14 protein-coding genes are annotated in these 21,254 nt (G+C 41.6%); 9 read left to right on the top strand and 5 right to left on the bottom strand.

What is annotated here, in order from left to right; translation table 11 throughout:
• Window positions 1-180: 180 nt before the first annotated feature.
• The 6 genes from H5232_RS01245 (at window position 181) to H5232_RS01270 (ending at window position 8,898) form a co-directional block, all read left to right on the top strand.
• Complete coding sequence (locus tag H5232_RS01245; protein WP_182717019.1) at window positions 181-1,581, top strand: TolC family protein; 1,401 nt, start codon at window positions 181-183, stop codon at window positions 1,579-1,581.
• Between the two features lie 2 nt (window positions 1,582-1,583).
• Window positions 1,584-2,885: an efflux RND transporter periplasmic adaptor subunit gene (locus H5232_RS01250; protein ID WP_182717020.1), complete on the top strand. Its 1,302-nt coding sequence runs from the start codon at window positions 1,584-1,586 to the stop codon at window positions 2,883-2,885.
• The gene (locus tag H5232_RS01255) at window positions 2,882-5,965 is read left to right on the top strand and encodes an efflux RND transporter permease subunit (RefSeq protein ID WP_182830482.1); all 3,084 of its coding nucleotides are present in this window, start codon (window positions 2,882-2,884) and stop codon (window positions 5,963-5,965) included. The genes H5232_RS01250 and H5232_RS01255 overlap by 4 nt, the downstream gene beginning before the upstream one ends.
• A gap of 114 nt (window positions 5,966-6,079) precedes the next feature.
• Window positions 6,080-7,432: a magnesium transporter gene (locus H5232_RS01260; RefSeq protein ID WP_182830483.1), complete on the top strand. Its 1,353-nt coding sequence runs from the start codon at window positions 6,080-6,082 to the stop codon at window positions 7,430-7,432.
• 173 nt (window positions 7,433-7,605) lie between these two features.
• The gene (locus H5232_RS01265; protein WP_169020715.1) at window positions 7,606-7,743 is read left to right on the top strand and encodes a hypothetical protein; all 138 of its coding nucleotides are present in this window, start codon (window positions 7,606-7,608) and stop codon (window positions 7,741-7,743) included.
• A 237-nt stretch (window positions 7,744-7,980) separates the two neighbouring features.
• A complete protein-coding gene (locus H5232_RS01270) occupies window positions 7,981-8,898 on the top strand; it encodes a tetratricopeptide repeat protein (RefSeq protein ID WP_182767523.1) in 918 nt (305 codons plus the stop codon).
• Between the two features lie 65 nt (window positions 8,899-8,963).
• Here the strand turns inward: H5232_RS01270 and H5232_RS01275 are convergent, their stop codons facing one another.
• The 4 genes from H5232_RS01275 to H5232_RS01290 all read right to left on the bottom strand — a co-directional run bounded on the left by H5232_RS01275 (window position 8,964) and on the right by H5232_RS01290 (window position 16,548).
• Complete coding sequence (locus H5232_RS01275; RefSeq protein ID WP_182830484.1) at window positions 8,964-11,486, bottom strand: TonB-dependent siderophore receptor; 2,523 nt, start codon at window positions 11,484-11,486, stop codon at window positions 8,964-8,966.
• Between the two features lie 225 nt (window positions 11,487-11,711).
• On the bottom strand, window positions 11,712-12,707 hold the full coding sequence (locus H5232_RS01280; protein ID WP_182830485.1) for a GGDEF domain-containing protein: 996 nt from the start codon (window positions 12,705-12,707) through the stop codon (window positions 11,712-11,714).
• Between the two features lie 177 nt (window positions 12,708-12,884).
• The gene (locus H5232_RS01285) at window positions 12,885-13,280 is read right to left on the bottom strand and encodes a DP-EP family protein (protein ID WP_182739399.1); all 396 of its coding nucleotides are present in this window, start codon (window positions 13,278-13,280) and stop codon (window positions 12,885-12,887) included.
• A 19-nt stretch (window positions 13,281-13,299) separates the two neighbouring features.
• Complete coding sequence (locus tag H5232_RS01290) at window positions 13,300-16,548, bottom strand: winged helix-turn-helix domain-containing protein (RefSeq protein ID WP_182830486.1); 3,249 nt, start codon at window positions 16,546-16,548, stop codon at window positions 13,300-13,302.
• 232 nt (window positions 16,549-16,780) lie between these two features.
• Here H5232_RS01290 and H5232_RS01295 point away from each other — a divergent pair, with 232 nt between their 5' ends.
• On the top strand, window positions 16,781-17,215 hold the full coding sequence (locus tag H5232_RS01295; protein WP_182717028.1) for a hypothetical protein: 435 nt from the start codon (window positions 16,781-16,783) through the stop codon (window positions 17,213-17,215).
• Window positions 17,212-17,409, top strand: coding sequence for a helix-turn-helix transcriptional regulator (locus H5232_RS01300; protein ID WP_145237509.1), 198 nt, complete (start codon window positions 17,212-17,214; stop codon window positions 17,407-17,409). The genes H5232_RS01295 and H5232_RS01300 overlap by 4 nt, the downstream gene beginning before the upstream one ends.
• A 44-nt stretch (window positions 17,410-17,453) precedes the next feature.
• On the opposite strand, the gene H5232_RS01305 is transcribed toward H5232_RS01300, so the two are convergent.
• Window positions 17,454-18,656: an MFS transporter gene (locus tag H5232_RS01305; RefSeq protein ID WP_149980869.1), complete on the bottom strand. Its 1,203-nt coding sequence runs from the start codon at window positions 18,654-18,656 to the stop codon at window positions 17,454-17,456.
• Window positions 18,657-19,103: 447 nt separating this feature from the next.
• Here H5232_RS01305 and H5232_RS01310 point away from each other — a divergent pair, with 447 nt between their 5' ends.
• Entirely contained in the window at window positions 19,104-21,254 is a 2,151-nt protein-coding gene (locus H5232_RS01310; protein ID WP_182761471.1) for a TonB-dependent receptor, read from the top strand.

Here is a 21,254-nt window from a genome sequence, read left to right on the forward strand (position 1 = left end):
TTTTCTAATTCACCTTTCACCTTTCACCTTTCACCTTTCACCTTTCACCTTTAATCCCACAAAACCTGCGCTTCACCGCTGTTTCCTTTAAGCATGTGTAATGTTATGTAAAGTCAGTTGAGCTATTGCTGCACTGGTGCTTGAATTACACTCATAAATAGCAGTAATTCAGGTTTTTATATGATTTGGCAACTTAAGCCGAGTTTAGTGGCGGTGAGTGTGTTGCTGCTCAGTGCATGCAGCAATCAGCTCAATCCTACTGAACGTGCGCAAGATATCGCAAATACCCCAGAGCTTTGGCAACAAGCGACTACGTCTGCATTAAAGGTTGAAGATAATTGGCTGCAGCAGCTAGAAAACCCACAAGTTTTTTTTCTAGTTGAACAGGCATTAGCAAATAACCAGCAAATTTTGCAGTCCGGTTATGATGTTGCTATTAAACAGCAGCAGCTAATTGCCACAGGCGCCGCGTTGTGGCCGAGCTTGGATTTATCTTCGCGGACGAATCGCAGCAAAGATAATCGCCCTGTTAGCTACAATAATGCCAGTTCGGCAAATTTAACCCTCAGCTACGAAATTGATCTATGGGGCAAGCTATCTGATGCGCAGCGTCAAGCTAACCTTGAATTTTTAGCAGAGCAAGCCAATTTTGAGCAAAGTAAGCAGCGCTTAGTAGGCGATGTAGTCAGCGGCTGGTTTAATGTCATCAGTGCGCAAAAGCTATTGGCACTGTATCAACAGCGTGAAAAAAACGCTGAGCAAAATTTGGCAATTATTGAATCGGGTTATCGCCAAGGTTTAAATGATGCGTTAGATGTGTATTTAACGCGTAATGAACTAAATACTGAACGCTCGCGAATTGCCGGGCAAAAAGCGACATTAAATCAAGCTATTCGAACACTTGAACGGCTAACTGGAGATTATCCAAAAGGCGCCTTAACTGTCGAGGCCGAGCTACCATTATTAGATAAACCTATTCCATTAGGTTTACCGTCAGAATTGATCACCCGTAAACCAAGTTTAATGGCCAGTTGGTATCAACTGTTAAGTACCGATGCTAATTTGGCCTATGCCCATAAACAACGTTTTCCCAGCTTAGATTTATCAGCAACGTTAGGTGATAGCACAGACCGAGTAAGCGACTTGTTTTCTCCGTCGAGCCTGGCATGGTCGTTGGTTGGTAGCATTTCTATGCCGCTGTTTGATGCAGGTAGACTAAAAGCAAACGAGGAAGCTGCGCGGTTAGCAGTGCTAAGCCAAGAGCAAAATTATTTAGCGAGTTTGTATGATGCATTTAATGATGTTGAACAAGCTATTTCGCAAGAGCAGTCATTACAACAGCGCTACCAGGCTACGCTTAAAGCGCAAGAAAATGCTATTGCAGCAGAGCAATTATCATTTGAGCAATATCAAAGTGGTTTAGTCACTTACACCACCGTATTAGATGCACAAGACCGCTCTTTTGATGCTCAAAGCTCAGTCATCGAAATTAAAAACCAACTTATTATTAACCGTATAAATCTTCATATTGCCCTTGGTGGCGATTTTTCACAGCCAACCAACGCATCAACAGAGCAATAACTATGAACTTAAAAACCAGAAAAATATTGATCCCAGCCGTAGTGATTGCAGCAACCGCAGCAATCGTTATGTTCATTCAAGGTAACCCGCCGCAAGCTAATCGTTTTGCAGCGCCACCTAAAGCACAAATTAGTGTGGCAGTGCAGTTACTAACACCGCAATCATACCAAGTGATGATTGATAGTTTTGGCACCGTAAAACCACGTACGCAAAGTGGCTTAGTTGCTCAAGCATCGGGGCAAATCATTGCGGTTAGTGAGCAGTTTCGCGAAGGGGGCTTTTTTGAAAAAGGGGATGTGTTACTGCAACTTGATGATAGGGATCACCGCGCTGAAGTAAAAGCCGCACAAGCAAACTTATTAACTGCGCAACAGGGCTTACAAGAAGAGCAAGCGCGTGGACGTCAAGCTTTGGTTGACTGGCAGCGTTTAGGTAATGGTGCACAAGCGAGTAACTTAGTGTTGCGCGAACCACAATTAGCCGCAGCGCAAGCACAAGTGTTGTCAGCTCAAGCGCAACTTGAAAAAGCTGAACTTGATTTAGAGCGTACTAAAATTACAGCTCCTTATGCCGGTCGTGTACTCAGTCGCAGTGTTGATCTAGGCCAAGTGGTGTCTAATAATACTCAGCTTGCAACGATTTATGCCATTGATAGTGTGGAAATTCGTCTGCCAATCAAAAATAAAGATTTGCCATTTATAAACTTACCAGAGCAATATCGTGATGGGCAAAAAAATGCACTTGGATCAGCGGTGCATTTCACTTCAGACTTAGTCGGCAAGCAAAGTTGGCTTGGGCAAATTTCGCGTACCGAAGGAGCTATTGATGAAAGCGCCCAACAACTGTACGTGGTGGCACAAATTAATGATCCATACAAAGCAACAGCGCAAAACCAATACCCAATTAAGATAGGGCAATATATTAAAGCGCAGATCAGCGGTAAACAGGTAAACGATGTATTGGTTATTCCTAACAGCACCATTTATCAAGGCAGCTATGTGTATGTTGTTGAGCAAGGCGTACTTAAGCGTAAAGAGATTAGCTTAGCATGGCAAAACGCCACGCAAGGAATTATTGCCAGTGGTTTAACGGCTGGTGAACAGTTGGTACTCACACCGCTTGGTCAGGTGAGCTCGGGTACGCGAGTTAAAGTAATGGGTGAACCCGCAACCTCGACAGAACCTGTGAAAAAACAGCGCCCAAGTCGTGAGCAGCTAGAAGAGATGGCTAAGAAACAGGGTATTACTGTTGAGCAGTTAGTTGAAAAACGCCGCGCAGCAAGATCGCAAGGAGATAAACCATGATAGCTTGGTTTACCAAAAATCATGTTGCAGCTAATTTATTGCTGATCAGCATTGTATTTGCGGGTCTATTTAGTTTAACTACGCAAATACCGCTTGAAGTATTTCCTTCATTTGAAACCGATCGCATTAGCGTTAGCGTATCATTACGTGGCTCAACGCCAGAAGATGTAGAGCAAGGGGTGACGATTCGAATTGAAGAGTCAGTGCAAGATTTAGAAGGGATCAAGCAGATCTCAAGTCGCTCCTCAGAAGGCTCTGCCTCGGTTAGCATCGAAGTTGAAAGCGGTTATGATCCGCGGGAGTTATTAGCCGATATAAAAAGCCGGGTTGATGCGATCAATACCTTTCCTGTTGATGCCGAAAAGCCCGTTGTAGCTCTTGCAGAGCGCAAGCGCGAAGTCATTGCAGTCACCGTTGCCAGCGATTACGGCGAAAAAGAAACCCGCGAATACGCCGAGCAAGTACGAGATCAATTACTACGTTTACCGAGCGTGACGCAGGTTGAACTAAGTGGCGTGCGCGATTACGAGTTAGCCATTGAAGTCAGTCAAGATACATTACGCCAATATAGTTTAAGTTTAAGTGATATTTCACGGGCCATTAGCAATTCGAGCTCAGACATTTCTGCGGGGAATTTAAAAACCGAAGGCGGCGACGTACTCATTCGCTCTAAAGGCCAAGCTTACCGTAAAGACGAATTTGCCCAAGTTGTAGTAAAACACCAAAGCGATGGCACCATAATTCGCCTTGGAGATATTGCTAAAATTAGCGATGACTTTGAAGAAACCCCAGTGCGCACCCGCTTTAATGGTAAACAAGCCGCGTTTATTGATGTGTACCGAATCGGCCCGCAAAGTGCTATTACCGTGGCGGATGAGGTTAAAGAATTCATTGAAAACCAGCAAACAAATCTGCCGATGGGGTTTGAGCTGAGTTACTGGGATGATGATTCAGAACTGGTTAAAAGTCGTATTGCCACGCTTACCACTAATGCCTTACAAGGCGGCATTTTAGTGTTGGCTTTACTGACGTTATTTTTACGACCGGCCATCGCATTCTGGGTGTTCATTGGTATTCCAGTATCGTTTATGGGGGCTTTTTTAGCGATGCCATTGTTTGGTGTAACACTGAACATTATGAGCTTATTTGGTTTTATTTTAGTACTGGGAATTGTTGTTGATGATGCCATTGTTACTGGTGAAAATGTTTATACTCATTTAAAAACGGCTGAATCAGGTGAACAAGCGGCTATTCGTGGTACCCAAGAAGTGGCAACGCCGGTAACGTTTGGGGTTTTAACCACAGTCGCGGCCTTTTTACCTTTGGCGTTTATTGAAGGTGGCCGTGGCGCGTTATTTGCGCAAATTCCAGTGGTGGTGATCCCCGTGCTATTATTCTCGTTAATTGAGTCTAAGTTCGTGTTACCAGCGCATTTAAAGTACATCAAATTACGTCATCAAAAAGGCGAGCCCTCAAAATTTGATAAGTTCCAACAACGTTTTGCTGATGGTTTTGAGCATGCAATCTTAAAATACTATCAGCCCATTTTAAACCTCGCTTTACGGCATAAACTAGCAACGGTGAGCTTGTTTGTTGGTATTTTCTTGATCATTTTAACCATGATCACCAGTGGTTGGACTAAGTTTATTTTCTTCCCACGTATTCCAAGTGAAACGGTTCGAGTTAACTTAACCTTGCCAACGGGCACACCGTTTGAAGTGACTAATAAATATGTCATTGATATGTCGGATAAAGCACGCCAATTACAAGATAAGTACCGCGATGAAGATACAGGTGAAAGTGTTATTTTAAATATACTCGCCACCACAGGCGGGCGCGGTGGCGCGTCTAACTCTGGCAGTGTTCGTTTTGAAATAACACCCGCTGAAAGCCGCGACTCAGATATTGGCTCGCGCGAGCTTGCCAGCGAATGGCGCGATTTAATTGGTATTATACCTGGCGCTGAAAGCTTAACTTTTAGAGCCGAAATTGGCCGTAGTTCCGATCCGATTGACGTACAGTTAACGGCAACCTCACTGACAACATTGCAAGAAGTGGCTGATCATGTCAAAGCGCGGTTAGCGACATACCCAACGGTATTTGATATTGCTGATAGTATGTCTGATGGCAAAGAAGAGCTACAAATAGAGCTAACAGAGCAAGGCCTAGCACTGGGGTTGAATCGTGTTGATGTATCGCAACAAGTGCGTAATTCATTTTTTGGAGCGCAAGCTCAGCGTATTCAACGTGGCCGCGATGATGTGCGAGTAATGGTGCGTTTACCAATCGAAGAGCGCCGCTCAGTGGCGGATCTAAAAGATATTTTAATCAATCTACCCGATGGCGGCACTGTGCCTTTATCGCATGTAGCTAAGCTGGTGCCAGGGCAAAGTCCTTCGTCGATAAATCGCATTGATCGCTACCGTACTTTGAATGTTACCGCTGATATTGAAAAAGAAAACACCAATATGACGGTGCTCCAAGCTGACTTAAAAATTTACCTAGATGAGCTTGTACAGCAATACCCTGGTGTAAGTCACTCACTCGAAGGCGAAGCCAAAGAGCAGCGAGAGTCATTTGGTTCACTTGCATGGGCATTGGTTTTTGTGTTTTTTATTATCTACGGCTTATTAGCAATCCCATTTAAATCCTACTTGCAGCCATTGATCGTTATGAGTGTGATCCCATTTGGCATGATAGGCGCGGTAATAGGGCATTGGATCATGGGCATGGAACTGACCATTATGAGCTTACTCGGCATGCTAGCCTTAATTGGTGTAGTGGTGAACGATTCACTCGTTTTGGTTGATTTTATTAATAAAAAACGCAGTGAAGGGGGGGATTTACTGGAGGCGGTAAAAATGGCGGGCGCATCACGTTTTCGTCCTGTGATGTTAACCAGCTTAACGACCTTTATAGGCTTAATGCCGCTACTGTTTGAGAAGGCAACACAAGCGCAATTTTTGATCCCGATGGCGGTGAGTCTTGGTTTTGGAATTATTTTTGCGACCTTTATTACCTTGTTGCTAGTGCCAGTTAACTACTTGTTGATGGAGCGCCTGCAAGGCTGGTTTAAATAAAAAGTTATTCCCCACAATCTATTAGGTTGTGGGGAATACACGCAAAATTTCTCAAACTATTTTTTCAAGCTGAGGTAAACTAATCACAAAGTAGTTAAATTCAAAGGCTTCAACATGATTGAATACCCGATTGATCAACTCCCACAGCTTATCGATGAGCTTCTGCAATGCGATACCACAGAACGTAAAAACAAGCTGTTAGCCGACGCTAAAGAAATTCTCTCAACTGAGCATTTGTCGTTATTGTTTGAAGCATTGCCAAAAGAGCAACGTTTAGATATTTGGCAGTTGTTAGATGAAGACACCCAGCACGAAATATTTATTAATTTAGGCGCGGATAGCTGTCGTTGGTTATTACAATCACTAGATGAAGATGACGGTTTTAAATTACTTGATGAAGTGAGTGTTGAAGAGTTACTAGAACTCGAAGAGATAATTCCGGAGCGCTTTGTTGAATACGCGCGCCATCAATTGGATGAAGTACAAACTAAGCAGTACGAGCTTGCACAGCAATACAACCCAGAGCAATTAGGTCACTGGTTGGATTTTGACGCTATTAAAGTATCTGAAAAGCTAACCGTTGCAGGTGCTCGCAAAATCTTGCAAAAAGGTTTACCTCAGTACAGTGAAGTGATTTATTTAGTTAGCCGTAAAGGCACTTTAATTGGTGAAGTGCCAGTTAATGCATTATTTAAAGCTAACGACTCTGATACTTTGCTGAGTTTTGCAGTGCATGATGTTGCCTCTTTACATGCCGATGATGACTTATACGAAGCGGCTGAAGTGGTGATCCATAGCGAAAGAATGGCTATGCCAGTGGTCAATGCAGATAACAAGCTGTTAGGGCGTTTAAAAGTCACTTCAGCCTACGAGTTGCGCCAAGAGGTAACCGATGAAGCCGCAGCTAAAGCGGGTGGTTTACGAGAAGACGAAGACCTATTTGCCAGCGTACGAAAAAGTGCGAAAAACCGTGGTATTTGGTTAGGCATTAATTTAGCAACCGCATTTTTAGCATCCTGGTTTATTGGCTTATTTGGCGCAACCATTGAGCAAGTAGTTGCATTGGCAGTATTAATGCCGGTAGTTGCATCAATGGGCGGTATTGCCGGTAGTCAAACACTTACCGTAATCGTGCGCGGTTTAGCGCTTGGTCAGGTAACCGACTCAAACCGTAAGGCGTTACTTAAAAAAGAGCTTAGGGTAGGGGCTGTAAATGGCTGTGTGTGGGCTATGGTAATTGGTGTGCTTACCTATTTCTGGTTTAGTGATGTGATGCTCAGTATCACTATTACAGTGGCTATTTTGCTTAATTTAATTGCAGCCTCTTTGTCTGGCGTGGTGATCCCTTCGATTTTAGATAAAATGAAAATCGACCCGGCACTGTCAGGTTCAGTAATCTTGACAACAGTGACCGATATCGTTGGCTTTGTCACTTTCTTAGGGTTAGGTAGTTTATTACTACTTTAGTATTTTAGTGTACGCAGTATGATAACTTTTACAGGTATTTGATTAATTTCAGTTTTATTTCTGTTGTGTGAACCTTTAGTGAAGAACTGGTTGGCGCGTATCATCTGGTTCTTTTTTATCATAAAGTACAACTCTCGCAGTAGCGAGCTACATAATTAAAAAGGAAATACTCAATGTCAAAGAAACCAGCTAAAGCAATCAGTAAAGAAGTAAAATCGATTAAAAAAGAAATCAGCGCTCGTAAAGATAAAGTCGCAAAACAAAAAGCCAAAATAGGTAAGCTTAAAAAAGCGCTGAAAAAAGCAGCTTAATTTAGCATACAAAAATACTGCTGTGCGACCAGTTATTCAGCGCCATCAGTAAAGGTATATATACCTTTCAAATGCTTAGGCAATTATAAAATATTTTTGTAATTGCCTAAGCCAGTTTATTATCCCCACTCTTAGTACGTAACGATCTGTTTTTGTATAATATTTGTTAATAATTTTATGCAAATATGTTTTAATCTATGTATATCCTTTACAGCATTAAGCGTTTACTTAAACTTTATGATAAAAAATCACTTCATAGTCGCTATTTTTATCTTTATTTTCTCTACGCTAGCTAATGCGTCTGAACACTTTAGTGATCACGAACAATTCTGCTTACAGCAGCCAGAGAAAGACTGCTTAGTTTATATTAATGAACGTATAGAGAAATCAGAGCTAGATTCTTCTCGGTGGTACAAAGCCAAGTCTTACTTATTTGATTATTATTACGATAAAAGTGATTATGAAACCTTAAAAATCATTGTTGAGCCATTCGCAGAACGAGATGATCTACCTGAAGTATTTAAAGTCCAAGTTTACTTTTATTATGCCAAAGCCTTACGTTACTCTGAGGATGATGAGCTTGCAGAAATCTATGCTAATAAGGCTCTTACAGATATACAGTTGATGTACGACGCGTTTGCAGATCCAATGCGAATGCTTGAGTTAGCCAATTTGCAGTATGTTTTTGGTAATAAAGAATCCGCTTTTCAAATGCTACTCAAAACCGAACGAAAGTTTGGCAAGAGTAAAGACCCAATTTTTAATTTTGAATTACATTCCAATAAAGCAAATATTTATCATGCTTTTGGCGATTTAGAAAATGCCAGAGATAGTAGAAAAAAAGCACTCGATTGGATACTTCCAACTCAGCATCAAGGCAAAATTATTGTTGCACAAGGGAATTTAGCGCGTACATATCAATTGCTCGGACAGTATGACCTTGCCATTAAGTATTATGTTGACTCGTTAAGTTATATGGTCGATGGCAGCGATGATATTACCAAAGCTTCGCATACATTAAGGCTGGCAGAAATATGCTGGCAAGCAAAAGATAATCAGCAGGCCATTAAGTGGTTTAAAGCGGTTAAAGTGAGTGACTTAAATCGTAACCATAAAATAGTCTATGAACAATTAGCTAAAGCCTTAACTTTGTAGCGATTGTAACTATGCACCCTCGATAAGACGGCCCATATTTATATGGGCCGTAGTTATTTGTTTAATTAAAAGCTAAACGCTACATTCGCATAAACAAAGCGGCCATCTAAACTATATGGCGTGAACCCGCTGTAAGTGAAAATTTGGTTAAAATCACTATAACCAATATTACTTACCGTATCTTGCGGGTACTGATCAAATAGATTATTAGCACCTAAAGCAAGTTTCCATTGCTCAGTTGGACGATACGCTACTTCAATATCGGTGAGCCACTTTGCTTTTAGAAGCTCATCACCCTCAGCGCTACTTGAGGTATCAACTACTTCACCATAGCGTGTTGCACGAAGCGTGGTTTGAATATTTTCATAATCCCATGTTGCAGACAGGTTCCATTTATCTGCTGGTGTGCCTTTTTCGAATCGAGAAATTTCACGTCGTGCAAAGTATTGATATTCATCACCTAACGCTTCCAGTTCCGGTGGATTGTCTTTCACATGAGTAACTTCTGTATCGTTAAAGTTTACAGCGGCACTTAAGCGTAAGTCACCATAGTCAGCTAAACCAAGTAAATAGGTGGCAACAATATCTACCCCTTGAGTACGCGAATCGATAGCATTGGTAAAGTAGCGCACACTTTGGGTATTAAGCTCAGCGGCTTGTTGTGAAATAGCTTCAACAGCAGGGCCTTCTAAGTTTTCAGAAAGCACAATGCGATCATCAATATCGATACGATAAGCATCAAGCGTGAAGCTAAAATTACCTTCTGTGAAGATAAAACCAGCGGTCATATTGACAGACTCTTCAGCGTCTAAATCTTTTGCGCCAAGCGCTTTGGCAGCAGGCTCACTACTTGGAAATAATCCGACTTCTCTAGGTACGCCATTTTCAAATACAGTGCTGACTGATTTATAAGACGTTTGTGCAAGAGACGGTGCTCTAAAACCACTACTGATAGCACCACGTAACGATAATGAAGGAGTAATGCTATAGCGGCTGGCAAGTTTCGCTGTAAAAGTACTGCCAAAGTCACTATAGTCTTCAAATCGACCTGCTAGCACAGCATTCCAATTTTCAGTGAGGTAGGTATCAAATTCAGCAAATAGAGCAATGTTATGGCGGCTTTTATCAGTTGCACTATCCGGTGAAAAACCTGATAAAACTTGTGCACCACCGGCGGCAACAGGTACGCCTTGTGCATCAAGTACCGTTAAATACGAAGCTTGTTCACCGGCTTTGATTTGGTAGTTTTCATGGCGATATTCAGTACCAATGGTAACAAACACGTCATCAGGTAAGCCTAAGTCAAAGCTATTGCTGGCATCCATGTTAACAAGGAATTGTTCATACACTAATGCGCCATTATCAAACTCTGTCGGACTGTTAGCACCCATAGAGGTATTGATGCTATTGCTAACACCTAAGGCAAAATCATTGCGACCATAATTAGTGCTGATATCCCATGTCCAATCATTACTAGCCCCATTTAAACCGATAGCAAACGAATAGTCGTCAACATCAGTGTCAATGTTTGGTAAAAACCCATCTGGATAAACGCTTGGCAAATTACGGTTGTCTTTGGCACGACGATAGAAACCGCCTGAGTTACCTTTACGATTTGAATAACTGGCAAAAGAGTAAAGTGATAAGTCATCACTAAAGTCGTAGCCAAGATTATAAAATAGCGCGATATCTTCAACATCGGCTTTACCAAAGCGGTGATTATAACGGTCAAACGTCAGCTCTTTTGGATCAAGCGCGCCGTTTTCATCACGATTATATTGTTCTCGCTCATCAATACCTGAGCGGTTAGTTGGCTCGTTGTTACGGGTTTCAATTGAGATATTGATAAAGCCATTCTCGCTTAGCGAAAAGCCCGCATTGGCACTTGCAGTTCGGGTAATACCATCGTTTACTTTACGGTCTTCGCCTTTGGCAAAGCTTAAATTACCTTGCGCATCAGCACTGGTGCTGAGTAACTGAGGAGAGCCCGCCATTTGTGTGTCGTACTCACCATAGGTGTAGCTTACACTACCGCCTTCATCGGCATCTTTGAGTACAATATTGATCACACCAGCAATGGCATCTGAGCCATATTGAGCCGCTGCACCATCACGCAGTACTTCGACGCGCTTAATCGCAGAGGTTGGAATATTATTTAAATCAACAGCCGTAGAGCCGCGGCCAACTGTGCCACCTAAATTCAATAAAGCACCTGAGTGACGGCGTTTACCATTGACAAGTACTAAGGTGTGATCGGGAGCTAGGCCTCTTAATACTGCAGGTTTTGCATGGTCAGTACCATCAGCGAGGGTTGCACTTGGGTAGTTAAAGCTAGGTAATTGGGCTGCAAGCACTTGGCTTATTTCTAGTTGGCCTGTGGTTGCCAGATCACGACTGGTTAGCAAGTCTACAGGAACTGTACTTTCCGACAGGCTGCGTAAACTACGACGTGTGCCGGTGACCGAAATAACTTCAATATCTTTTACTTCGTTTTCGCTAGTTGGTTGCTCTGCTGCAATGGCACTTACTTGAAAAGCAAATGTACTGCATATTGCTAAATGTAGGGGCAGTTTTTTTAAGTTAGCCATATAGTAATCCCTTGAGTATGTTGATTTTAACCAACAACATTTTACTAATAAAATGTTTACTCAACAAAGAATAGATCAGAATACCATAGTAGCAATGCACCTTAATTGTTAATATTTTGCGTCTTATGTAACTGTTAGTGTGTTTTATTTACAAGTTGCAGTTCTGTCTGCAAAAAGTAATAGCGAGCTGTAACTGATAGACAAATTATTTACCGTTATAGCGTATTAAGCACTAATACTAATTTTATTTCTGCCGTCAGATTTTGCTCTATATAAAGCCGTATCAGCGGCACATATTAGTGCTTCGCAGGTGCGGTATTGGTTATCAAATTCGCAGGCAATACCTTGGCTCACACTTACTTTAACTTCTGGCGGTAGGCCAATGTCAGTAAATGACATCGCATTAATCTGTTGTTGAATGTGTCTGGCAACAACGGCGGCACTATCACGGTTGCAACGTGGCAGAATAACAGCAAATTCTTCACCGCCATAGCGAGCGGCTAAACAATCTCTTGATGGTATACATTGCAAAATAACCTTGGCTATTTTTTGTAAGCACTTATCGCCTTTAATATGGCCGTAGGTATCGTTGAACCTCTTAAAATGATCGACATCAATCAGTATTGTGCTTAAAGGCTGATGGCTTTGAATACTCTCTGCCCAAAATTTATTTAATGACTCATCAAGCGTAAAACGGTTAGCAAGGCCGGTTAAGTGATCAGTCGAGGCTTGTATTTTTAATCGATTAAATATCGCTTTATGCGCGCTTAAATCATGTAATATACAAACGTATAGCTTTTGTGCACAGGCAATGCTTTGTGGCATGTTAGAAATAGATAAATCGGCTTCGATTATACTGCCATCGAGTTTATTTATTTTAACTTCATTTGGGCCAAAGTTAAGGCGAGTGTCTTTTATATCAAGCCAGTTTAATAGCGTATACATGTATTTGTCACGATCTGTTTCGTGCAAAAACGGCAGTAAGCTTTGGCCAATTAACGATTGTTGTGAGTCGCCTAAAAGCTGCGCCGCCATCGGGTTAACAAACTCAAACGTGCCTTGTTCATCAATAACAAAAATGCCTTCAGCAGTGCCATTAAATAGCTCTATTAATGCGCCAAACTGTATGTGTGACAGGCAGGTCGACAATGTTTTACCCGCAGCTTTTGATTGCTGTGTTGTATTAAGTGCTTGGTTATTATTATTTGTTTGCTTAGACACGTTTGATCCTTACGCTTTGCTATACGTTTTTGGTGTCTATAAATTTACTTAAAAAAGTGCAAATAAACCTTCTGGTAATCTTCTGGTTTTAAGATGTTGATTTTTATTGTCTTATTTTTTAATTTGCACAGGTTTTTAACTAACCTATGCAAAGTATTCAGGCGTTATTAGCCTGTTTTAGTTAGGTTCTTTCTTATTTTCAATTTGTGGATCCGGGCTTTTGTAAGTTTTACCGCCGCGTTCTACTACAAAACGCATGCAAGTACGGCCGGTATTTTCATTTGAATCATAAACACAAATGGCTCTACCCCCTTTTATTAATGCGCCTGCAAAGTCTTCTTTAGGGCAAGGCTCTACAGAGCCTTCTACCTCAGAGAACTCAACATCAACGAATGTGATGCCGTCATTGGTCGTGTTATCTCTAATGATATAAAGGCCAATTGAATTGGCATCTACAACGCTGCCACCACCGCTAACTACTTTGTCATTTTCATAGTAAGTTATGATCGCTTCGTCATTGTCGTTTATAGTAATGTCCACGTTAAATATAAATGGAGTTAAGGTTGGAAGCATGTTTTTTCCTTTTTGATTGTTATAGTTCAAAGTTACTGATGCCCAATTTAATTAGGCTGTTTTTTAAGCCTGTAATCTCGGCTTCTCTATTTAAGCAAGTATGCGCTTTAATGAGTGGGAAGGTATAGTATATACTTTTGCTTTTTTTATTCTCTAAAGTGATAAGTATATTTTGGCAATATTGTTTTCTTTTTTCTTCGTTTGGAGTGAGTTTTGCATTAATTAAATATAATTTTACTAAAATAGAGGTAAAGCTAGTTTCGTCAAATCGAGTTAGTTGTTCTTTATAATCATCACTTTGTTCAAGTGCTGTTAAAAGTGCTCTAGCTTTAGGCTCAAAACCTCGTTGTAAAAAATATTCAATCAAGCTTATTTGGGTATTAATTACTTCTGTACTCCTAAAACCCTCTTGCGCTATAAAGCTTAGTATGTCATCCACCTTGCTATTAACCTTTTTATCATCAGATAACATTAATTGCAAAGCTAAAAATCTATAATAATAGCGCTGAATTTGATTATTATCAGGGTCTTGTATACGAGCTTGGTTGATGGAGTCAGTCGCAAGCTTAGCTTTTTCATACGCTGCGCTTTTATCAGTAAAGTAACTTAATAAATAGCTTTGCTGTATATATTGATAAGCAAGAGCACTGTGCAAACTGGCATCGTTTGGGTATTGTAACAATAGAGTCCCTAGCTCGTTAGCAGCGCTATTAAGCATGCCCAATGCTTCATTAAAGTTACCTAATTTCTCATCAGTACTGGCAAGCCAACTAATGGTATCGGCTCTATCGCGCAGTAAATCTTTATTATTAGGTTTTAGCTCAAGTGCTTTGTTTTTAAGGATTAGCGACTGTGTAAAGTTTTGCTTTGCGGCTTGGTAGGTAAATTGGTTCAAATACAAAGAACCCAATGAATTATGTGAATACGACAACTCCATAATGGAGTTAAAGTCATTGGGTGCTAGGGAGTACATTGTTTCACTATAGGCTTGGTATTTTTTAAACATTGGCTCTGTGGCAGCGTAATCACTTTTATCATAATGAAGCTGCCCTAACCAAAAGGCATTGGCACCCGCAAGCGTAAGTAACTCTAAGTTGCTAGGTTGGGTTTTTAATAATGCCTCAAGTCGGGTGCGGGCGCTCTCAAACGCGGTAAATGCTTCGTCGGTTTTACCGCGGGAATAGGCCACTTCTCCCATTGCCTCAAGGGTTTGTGCATATTGAAAGCGGTTGTTAAATTCGGTTTTTTGGTCTGTAAAGCTAAAGAGAGAGTTGTCCTCATCAGCTTGATTAGTAAAATACTCCAGCGCTTTATTGCTAATACCATCGAGCAAATCCATACGTTTAACGCTACGCAGTTTATCGGCAAATTCACCCACCATAAAGCCAAGTAGGCTTTCGGCTTCTAAGCGTTTTTGCTGCGCGACTTGCTCGGCGTGGTAACTGCGTACGCTCATAAAGGTGGCTATAAAACTGAGTAAAATAAGTGCAACCGCGGTGGCTTGTAACACTGTTTTTTTGCGTTTTGCTCTGCGGTTTGATGCTTTAATTAAACTCAGTTCAGCAGCGCTGAGGGTAAACATAGCGTTATTTATAAGGCTTTGTGCTTCTTGTAACGGCTTGCCCTGCGCTAATAAAAAGTCGGCATGTTTATGCTCGTTTAACCAACGCTCGGTGGAAATTTGTAAGCGACTTTTAATGGCTAAGCTTTGTTGGTGGTGGTTTATCCAGTCTATGGCACGTTGCCACTGACGTAGTAGTGCTTCATGCGCCAAACTAAAACAGGCTTGCTCGTTTTTAAGGTGCGATACAAATAAGCGGCTATCGACCATCGCTTGTGCAAGTTGTGTTTGTGCCGGGGTGGTGAGTTCATCCCAACGGGCTGCGCGGCTGGTGAGGGTTTCGCCATCAGCGTGCAGGGTAATTAGTTTTGATAATACCAAGCTCAGCTGGGATTGTTGTTGCTTGGGCAGTTGTGTAAAAACGTGCTCAGCTTTTTGGCCAATCGCGCCTTCAATACCGCCCAATGCTTGGTATTGTGAGACTAATAGCTCATCGTTTTCGCTGCGCTGTAAGTACAGTTGTTGCAAAGTGTATTGCAGCATTGGCAGGGCGTCGGGGTTATTGGCGGTTTCGTTACAGAGTATTTCATCCAGTGGGGTTTGGTGCTCAGGGTCAAGCTGCCAACTAAGCCCTGCGGCTAAAGCTGGGAGGCGGATCATCTGTTTTAATTCAGTGCGAGTGGGCGGCAGTAAGTCAAAATGGGCGCCATTGGCTTTGCCCGCCATTAAGCTAGGTTGATTGACCACTTGCGGGTAAAAGTCATTTCGACAGGCGCTAAATATAATAATGCAGTTACTGGTGGCGAGTAACTCTATAATTGTTAAAAACTGGCTGCGCTCTTGCTCGCTAAATACTGGCGACGACAGCAATACTTCAAGGCGGTCGATAAATAAAAATAAGTACGGTTTTATATGGGTTGTTTGGCTTTGCTTTACAGCCATCTGGCAACGCTCAATAATTTGCTCAGGCGCGTTTTGTAATAACTCGCTCAAGGTGTCGGCACTCATATCGCTAAGTACCGGGGCGTCGTTGATTTCTAAATCAAGTAGGGTAGAGGCTAAATCGAGAAATAGCCGATCTTTACTTATATCAGCAAAATCAAGTTGGCAGTATGACTCGACCCGAAAGCCATCAAATCCTGACTCACTCATTAATGCCGGTAATATACCTGCATTGACTAAAGATGATTTACCTGAGCCACTTGAGCCGAGCAATAAGCTAAAAGCGCGGCCAAAACTTATTTGTGCCGATACCCGCTGTAATAGTGTGTTTATTTGTTTGCTGCGGCCAAAAAAAACATCGGCTTCATTGGGAGTGAACGCGCTTAAGCCAACAAAGGGTGAGCTGCCTTGCCATTTACTATGGCTGGCTTTTTGCTCGTCATCGAGAGGGAGCTCTATTTTGGCGATAACGCGGTAGCCGCGCTTGCGGATTGTCTCTATGTATTGCGGATCACTGGCTTTGTCGTCAAATGCTTTACGTAATTGCGTGATGACTTTGTGCAATGGGTTATCGCCCACTGCAACAGTACGCCAGCAGTGATTAATGATCTCTTCAGTGCTAACTAATTCTCCTTGTTTTTCGCATAATAATAATAAAACATCCATCGCTTTGGGCTCAAGTTGTTTGACTTGCGCACCTCGTCGTAAGCTATTGGTGGCAGGTGTTACTTGCCATTCACCGACAAAGAAAACAGATTTACGCATGCAGGGCTCATCATTGTTATTGTTAAAATTGAGGTTGCTTTAAACAGCTTTGTTTTATCCTACTGCAAGCAATAAGTTAATACAATATTCTGAGTTAAACGTTAAAAAGCTTTATTAAACAGTCACGGTACAAGCTATGTCTGCTATACATTACTTTATGTAAAGCTTGCTTGACTTTTCTGTGAGCCTCAACAATACTTAGTCAAGTTTACTTGACTAAAAAGGCGAGAGCATGAAACAACAAACAGGATTAACATTCAAACAACGCAACAAACTAAACGCTGTTTATTTAGCAAAGTGGACTCTGGCGTGGGTTTTAACTTTGGCGCTTGCGTCATTCGGGCCATTGTTGCTGTGGGGCGAGCAGAACACGCTACTTAGTATAGTGGCAATTATGGTTAATGTTTTCGCAGGTATTATGATGATTATGGCAAATAAACGCCATTTAGCTGGCTTAGATGAATTGCAGCAACGGTTACATTTAAATGCGATGGCGATTACCTTAGGAGGGAGTTTAGTATTTGGTTTAGCATACTCGGTATTACAAACGAGCGGGGTAATTTCGTTTCGACAAGGGATTTCCCATTTAGTGATGTTTATGGGGATAACTTATTTAGTGTCTGTCGTAGTGATGAATAAACAACTTGGCGCTGAGGACGAAGAATGAAAAACCGCCTTAAAGTATTGCGCGCAGAGCATGACCTTACTCAGGCAAAATTAGCAGAGCTACTTGATGTATCAAGGCAAACGGTGAATGCTATCGAAAAAGGCAAGTTCGATCCTAGTTTACCATTAGCGTTTAAAGCAGCTCGTTTATTTAAATTAAAAATTGAAGATATCTTTCAAGATGAAGAGGTATAAATTCTACACTCTGCGTGCTTAAAGTACGCAGAGTGTAGTGCTGTTTATGGGGCAACTAATTGCGGTTTTTGTTTACCCATTTGCAATGCACTCAGTAACCACATGATAAATCCACCAGCAAATAACACTGCGGCGACATAGCCGGTTTGATTAGGTTGCGCGCCTTGTGCAATTGCTAAGCCGCCAACCCAAGGACCAATTGCATTTGCAGTATTGAATGCGCATTGTACAAGTGCGCCAATCATTGCGTGCCCATGCGGAGATACATCCATCAACATAGTTTGGATAACTGTGCCAAGTCCGACACTAAAACCAATAAAAAATATAACTGCATAAAGTAACCAAATGTTATGGCTTGCCATTACATAAGTTGTAGCAAAAACGATTGCGCCAACAAGTGCTATACCAGTGGTTTTAAGGGGCGAATGATCCGCCGCTTTACCTAAAATATAGTTTCCCAGCGTACAACCAATACCGAACATAACCATTGCAATTGATATAGTGTAGGCTGGTGTGTGGGTGACCACTAAAATTGTATCGGCAATATAAGTATAAATGCAAAACACCCCGCCAAAGCCAACAATAATGATCCCTAAAATTGACCAAACCAGCTTATTTTTCAGTACGCTCAACTCGCTTAATAACGACGAAGGGGCTGAATTTTTTGTGTTTGGTATGAACTTTACAATTAGAATTAACGCAACAAGTGCCAGCACTGCGGTGCCCGCTAAACAATAACGCCAACTAAAATTTTGACCGACTAAAGTAACCATAGGTACGCCAACAATCGTTGCTATGGTAAGGCCCATAAATACTTTAGACATAAAGCTGGCGCGTTTATTGGCAGGTGCTATATCTGCGGCTAATAAAATGGCAACAGCAAAATAAGCTCCGTGGGGTAAACCACTTAAAAAGCGAAATAATATAAGCTGCTCTAACGAATTAGCAAATGCGCTTAAGCCGTTAAATATAAACATCATCGACACAAATAATAGCAAAGCATTACGCTTGCGCATGTTTGCTGTGGTGATCATAAAAAACGGTGCGCCGATCACTACGCCAATCGCATAGGCGCTAATGGTATAACCGCTTTGTGCTGGTGTTGAGGCAAATGTTTCGCTGAACAATGGCAGCATCGGCATCATCGAAAATTCCGATAATCCTAAAATAAAAGTACCCAGTGCAAGTACTAACAAAATAGCGGTAGTGCTTAGCGTATTGTTCACGACGCTAGGTTCAGGTGACATAGATAACCCTTGTAAAAAGACTGACGACAAAATATGAATGATTTATTTAATAAAAAGCAGGAAACTGCAATTTTGAAGAACCAATTAAACCGCGATTGTATGATAAAAATAAGTCAGCGTCTTGCACTAAAAACAGTGTATTTAGAGCAGAAAATACGATTTTAGATTGCAGTGTTTTTGGCTGAATAGGAACGTTCTAATTTTCAATGACTTGATATATTCACCTTGGTTATTAAGCGGCATGCTGATGAAAAATAAATTTTCAGTGGTTGTGGCTATTTTATGTTTTTAGTGTTCTAACAGCCTTTTAAAAGTTATTAGCGTGTTTAAAATAAGAACAATAAACATCGAGTCAGAGCTTGGGGTGCGACAATTTGTCGCGTGTTCAGTGTTGTCGTCAAGTTATATACTTTGCTTATCTTAAACCTGCTGTAATTAAAGAATAAAATGAGCAACCACAATCCACCTATCAATTCACGTTATGCACTTTCTCCGTTAGCACTTTGCATTGCGAGTTTAGTCTCTCCTTATGTACTGGCTGATGATTCAATTGAAGTGATTGAAGTACAGGGCCAAAACGTTAACAGCCATGCAAATTTAGGTTCTGCTGAACAGCTTTTAACTGAGTTGGGGGTGGATTTCTCTGCGGCAGGTGGCATTTCTAGTTTACCTATATTAAATGGCATGATGGGCGATAGAGTTAAAGTACTGGTCGATGGCGCAGATATTACTGCGGCCTGTGGCAATCAGATGAACCCACCATTATCTTATATTTCGGCTAATCAGCTATCGTCTTATCAAGTGATTGCAGGTATTTCGCCAGTAAGCGCTGGTGGCGATAACATTGCCGGCGTTATTGTAGTAAACACCATTGCTCCGCAATATGGTGAGAGTGATATGTTAGTGTGGCATTCAGGTTATGTGTCGGCGCAGTATCGCAGTGTAAATAATGCGCAAGCGGTTGGTGTTGGCGCACGACTTGCCAGTGACAGCTTTAGTTTAAATTATCAAGGTGCCTTTGAAGACGCTGATAGTTATGACGATGGTAATGGTGATTTAGTATTAGATACTCTATATCGCGTGCAAAATCATGCATTAACAGCAGCGCTGCGAGATGAAAAACAACAGCTAGTGGTTAAATTAACGCATCAAAAAATACCCTTTCAGGGCTTTGCTAATCAATATATGGATATGACGGATAACACCAGTTATGGCATAGTCACTCAGTATAAACGCCAGCTTGAAAGTGGTGAGTTTCGAGCGCAAATAAACTTTAATGATGTAAAGCACGAAATGGGTTTTTTCAGCGCTGAAAAAACCGGCATGATGCCGATGAATACCGACGCGCAAGATATCAGTTATCAACTTAATTGGCGTTTAGACTTTGATGCTGACACTGTATTACTGCTCGGCCAAGAATACTATGGTTACCGCATTGATGATTGGTGGCCTGCGATTGAAGGCTCAATGATGATGGGGCCTAACGACTATGTAAATATTAATGACGGTGAACGTGACCGCTACACCGGTTTTGCTGAGCTGCAAAAGCAGCTAAATAACAAGTGGTGGGTCTCTGCTGGTACGCGTATTGAATATGTGCAAACGGATACCGGTGAAGTGCAGCCATATTCAGACATGGGTGATGGCATGAATGGAATGTCAGGTATGGGAAGTATGCCAGCAATGAATATGGCAGATCCAAATAAAGATGCTGCAAAAGAGTTTAATGCCATGGATCGCGCGCGCAGTGACACGCTTGTGGATGCCAGCCTATTGTTACGCTACCAAATTACGAATGAAGATGAACTACAATTTGGCTTAGCACGTAAAAATCGTGCGCCTAATTTATATGAACGTTATAGCTGGGGTGTCAGCACAATGTCGACCAGTATGATTGGTTGGTTTGGTGATGGTAATGGTTATATTGGTAACCCAGACTTAGCAGCCGAAACCGCGCATACCATCAGCACCAGTTACACTAAATCGGCAAAAGGTGGTCAGTGGCAAATAACAGCTAACGCTTGGTATACCCAAGTAAATGATTATATTGATGTTACTGTTGTTGGCAGTACTAACCGCACAGATAAGGCATTAACTGTGCGTAATACCCTGCAATTTACCAATTTAGACGCCACACTTTATGGCACTAAGCTTGAAGGTATTATTCGTGTTGTTGATAGTAAAAATGCAGGCACATGGGATTTAACCGCCGCGCTTACTAGCACCCATGGCGAGCGTGATGACAGTGATGAGCCGTTATATCAAATAATGCCACTGCACAGCAAAATAGCCCTTGAGCAACAACTCGGTAAATGGCAAAACTCATTAAGCTGGGAGTGGGTAGATAGTAAAACGCGTGTAGATCCGCGTCGTATTGAAAATCTATCAGCCAACTATAGCTTAGTGAATTTAGCAACCAAGGCGACATGGGATAAGCTAACAGTTAAGTTGGCAATTACTAATTTACTTGACGAATACTACCAGCAGCCTTTAGGCGGAGTCAGTATTGCCCATTTTAATGTGGATCAAGGCCAAGGCTTTAGCCAATTAGCAGGACAAGGTCGCTCGGTTAATGCCGGTATCAGCTACGCATTTTAA

Origin of the sequence: Pseudoalteromonas sp. SG41-5, assembly GCF_014164495.1 — a bacterium.
Classification (GTDB): Bacteria; Pseudomonadota; Gammaproteobacteria; order Enterobacterales; family Alteromonadaceae; genus Pseudoalteromonas; species Pseudoalteromonas rhizosphaerae.

Excerpts from the sequence above, each read along its gene's own strand:
- H5232_RS01245 (WP_182717019.1), top strand. The coding sequence starts at position 181 with ATGATTTGGCAACTTAAGCCGAGTTTAGTGGCGGTGAGTGTGTTGCTG.
- H5232_RS01250 (WP_182717020.1), top strand. The coding sequence starts at position 1,584 with ATGAACTTAAAAACCAGAAAAATATTGATCCCAGCCGTAGTGATTGCA.
- H5232_RS01255 (WP_182830482.1), top strand. The coding sequence starts at position 2,882 with ATGATAGCTTGGTTTACCAAAAATCATGTTGCAGCTAATTTATTGCTG.
- H5232_RS01260 (WP_182830483.1), top strand. The coding sequence starts at position 6,080 with ATGATTGAATACCCGATTGATCAACTCCCACAGCTTATCGATGAGCTT.
- H5232_RS01265 (WP_169020715.1), top strand. The coding sequence starts at position 7,606 with ATGTCAAAGAAACCAGCTAAAGCAATCAGTAAAGAAGTAAAATCGATT.
- H5232_RS01270 (WP_182767523.1), top strand. The coding sequence starts at position 7,981 with ATGATAAAAAATCACTTCATAGTCGCTATTTTTATCTTTATTTTCTCT.
- H5232_RS01275 (WP_182830484.1), bottom strand. The coding sequence starts at position 11,486 with ATGGCTAACTTAAAAAAACTGCCCCTACATTTAGCAATATGCAGTACA.
- H5232_RS01285 (WP_182739399.1), bottom strand. The coding sequence starts at position 13,280 with ATGCTTCCAACCTTAACTCCATTTATATTTAACGTGGACATTACTATA.
- H5232_RS01290 (WP_182830486.1), bottom strand. The coding sequence starts at position 16,548 with ATGCGTAAATCTGTTTTCTTTGTCGGTGAATGGCAAGTAACACCTGCC.
- H5232_RS01295 (WP_182717028.1), top strand. The coding sequence starts at position 16,781 with ATGAAACAACAAACAGGATTAACATTCAAACAACGCAACAAACTAAAC.
- H5232_RS01300 (WP_145237509.1), top strand. The coding sequence starts at position 17,212 with ATGAAAAACCGCCTTAAAGTATTGCGCGCAGAGCATGACCTTACTCAG.
- H5232_RS01305 (WP_149980869.1), bottom strand. The coding sequence starts at position 18,656 with ATGTCACCTGAACCTAGCGTCGTGAACAATACGCTAAGCACTACCGCT.
- H5232_RS01310 (WP_182761471.1), top strand. The coding sequence starts at position 19,104 with ATGAGCAACCACAATCCACCTATCAATTCACGTTATGCACTTTCTCCG.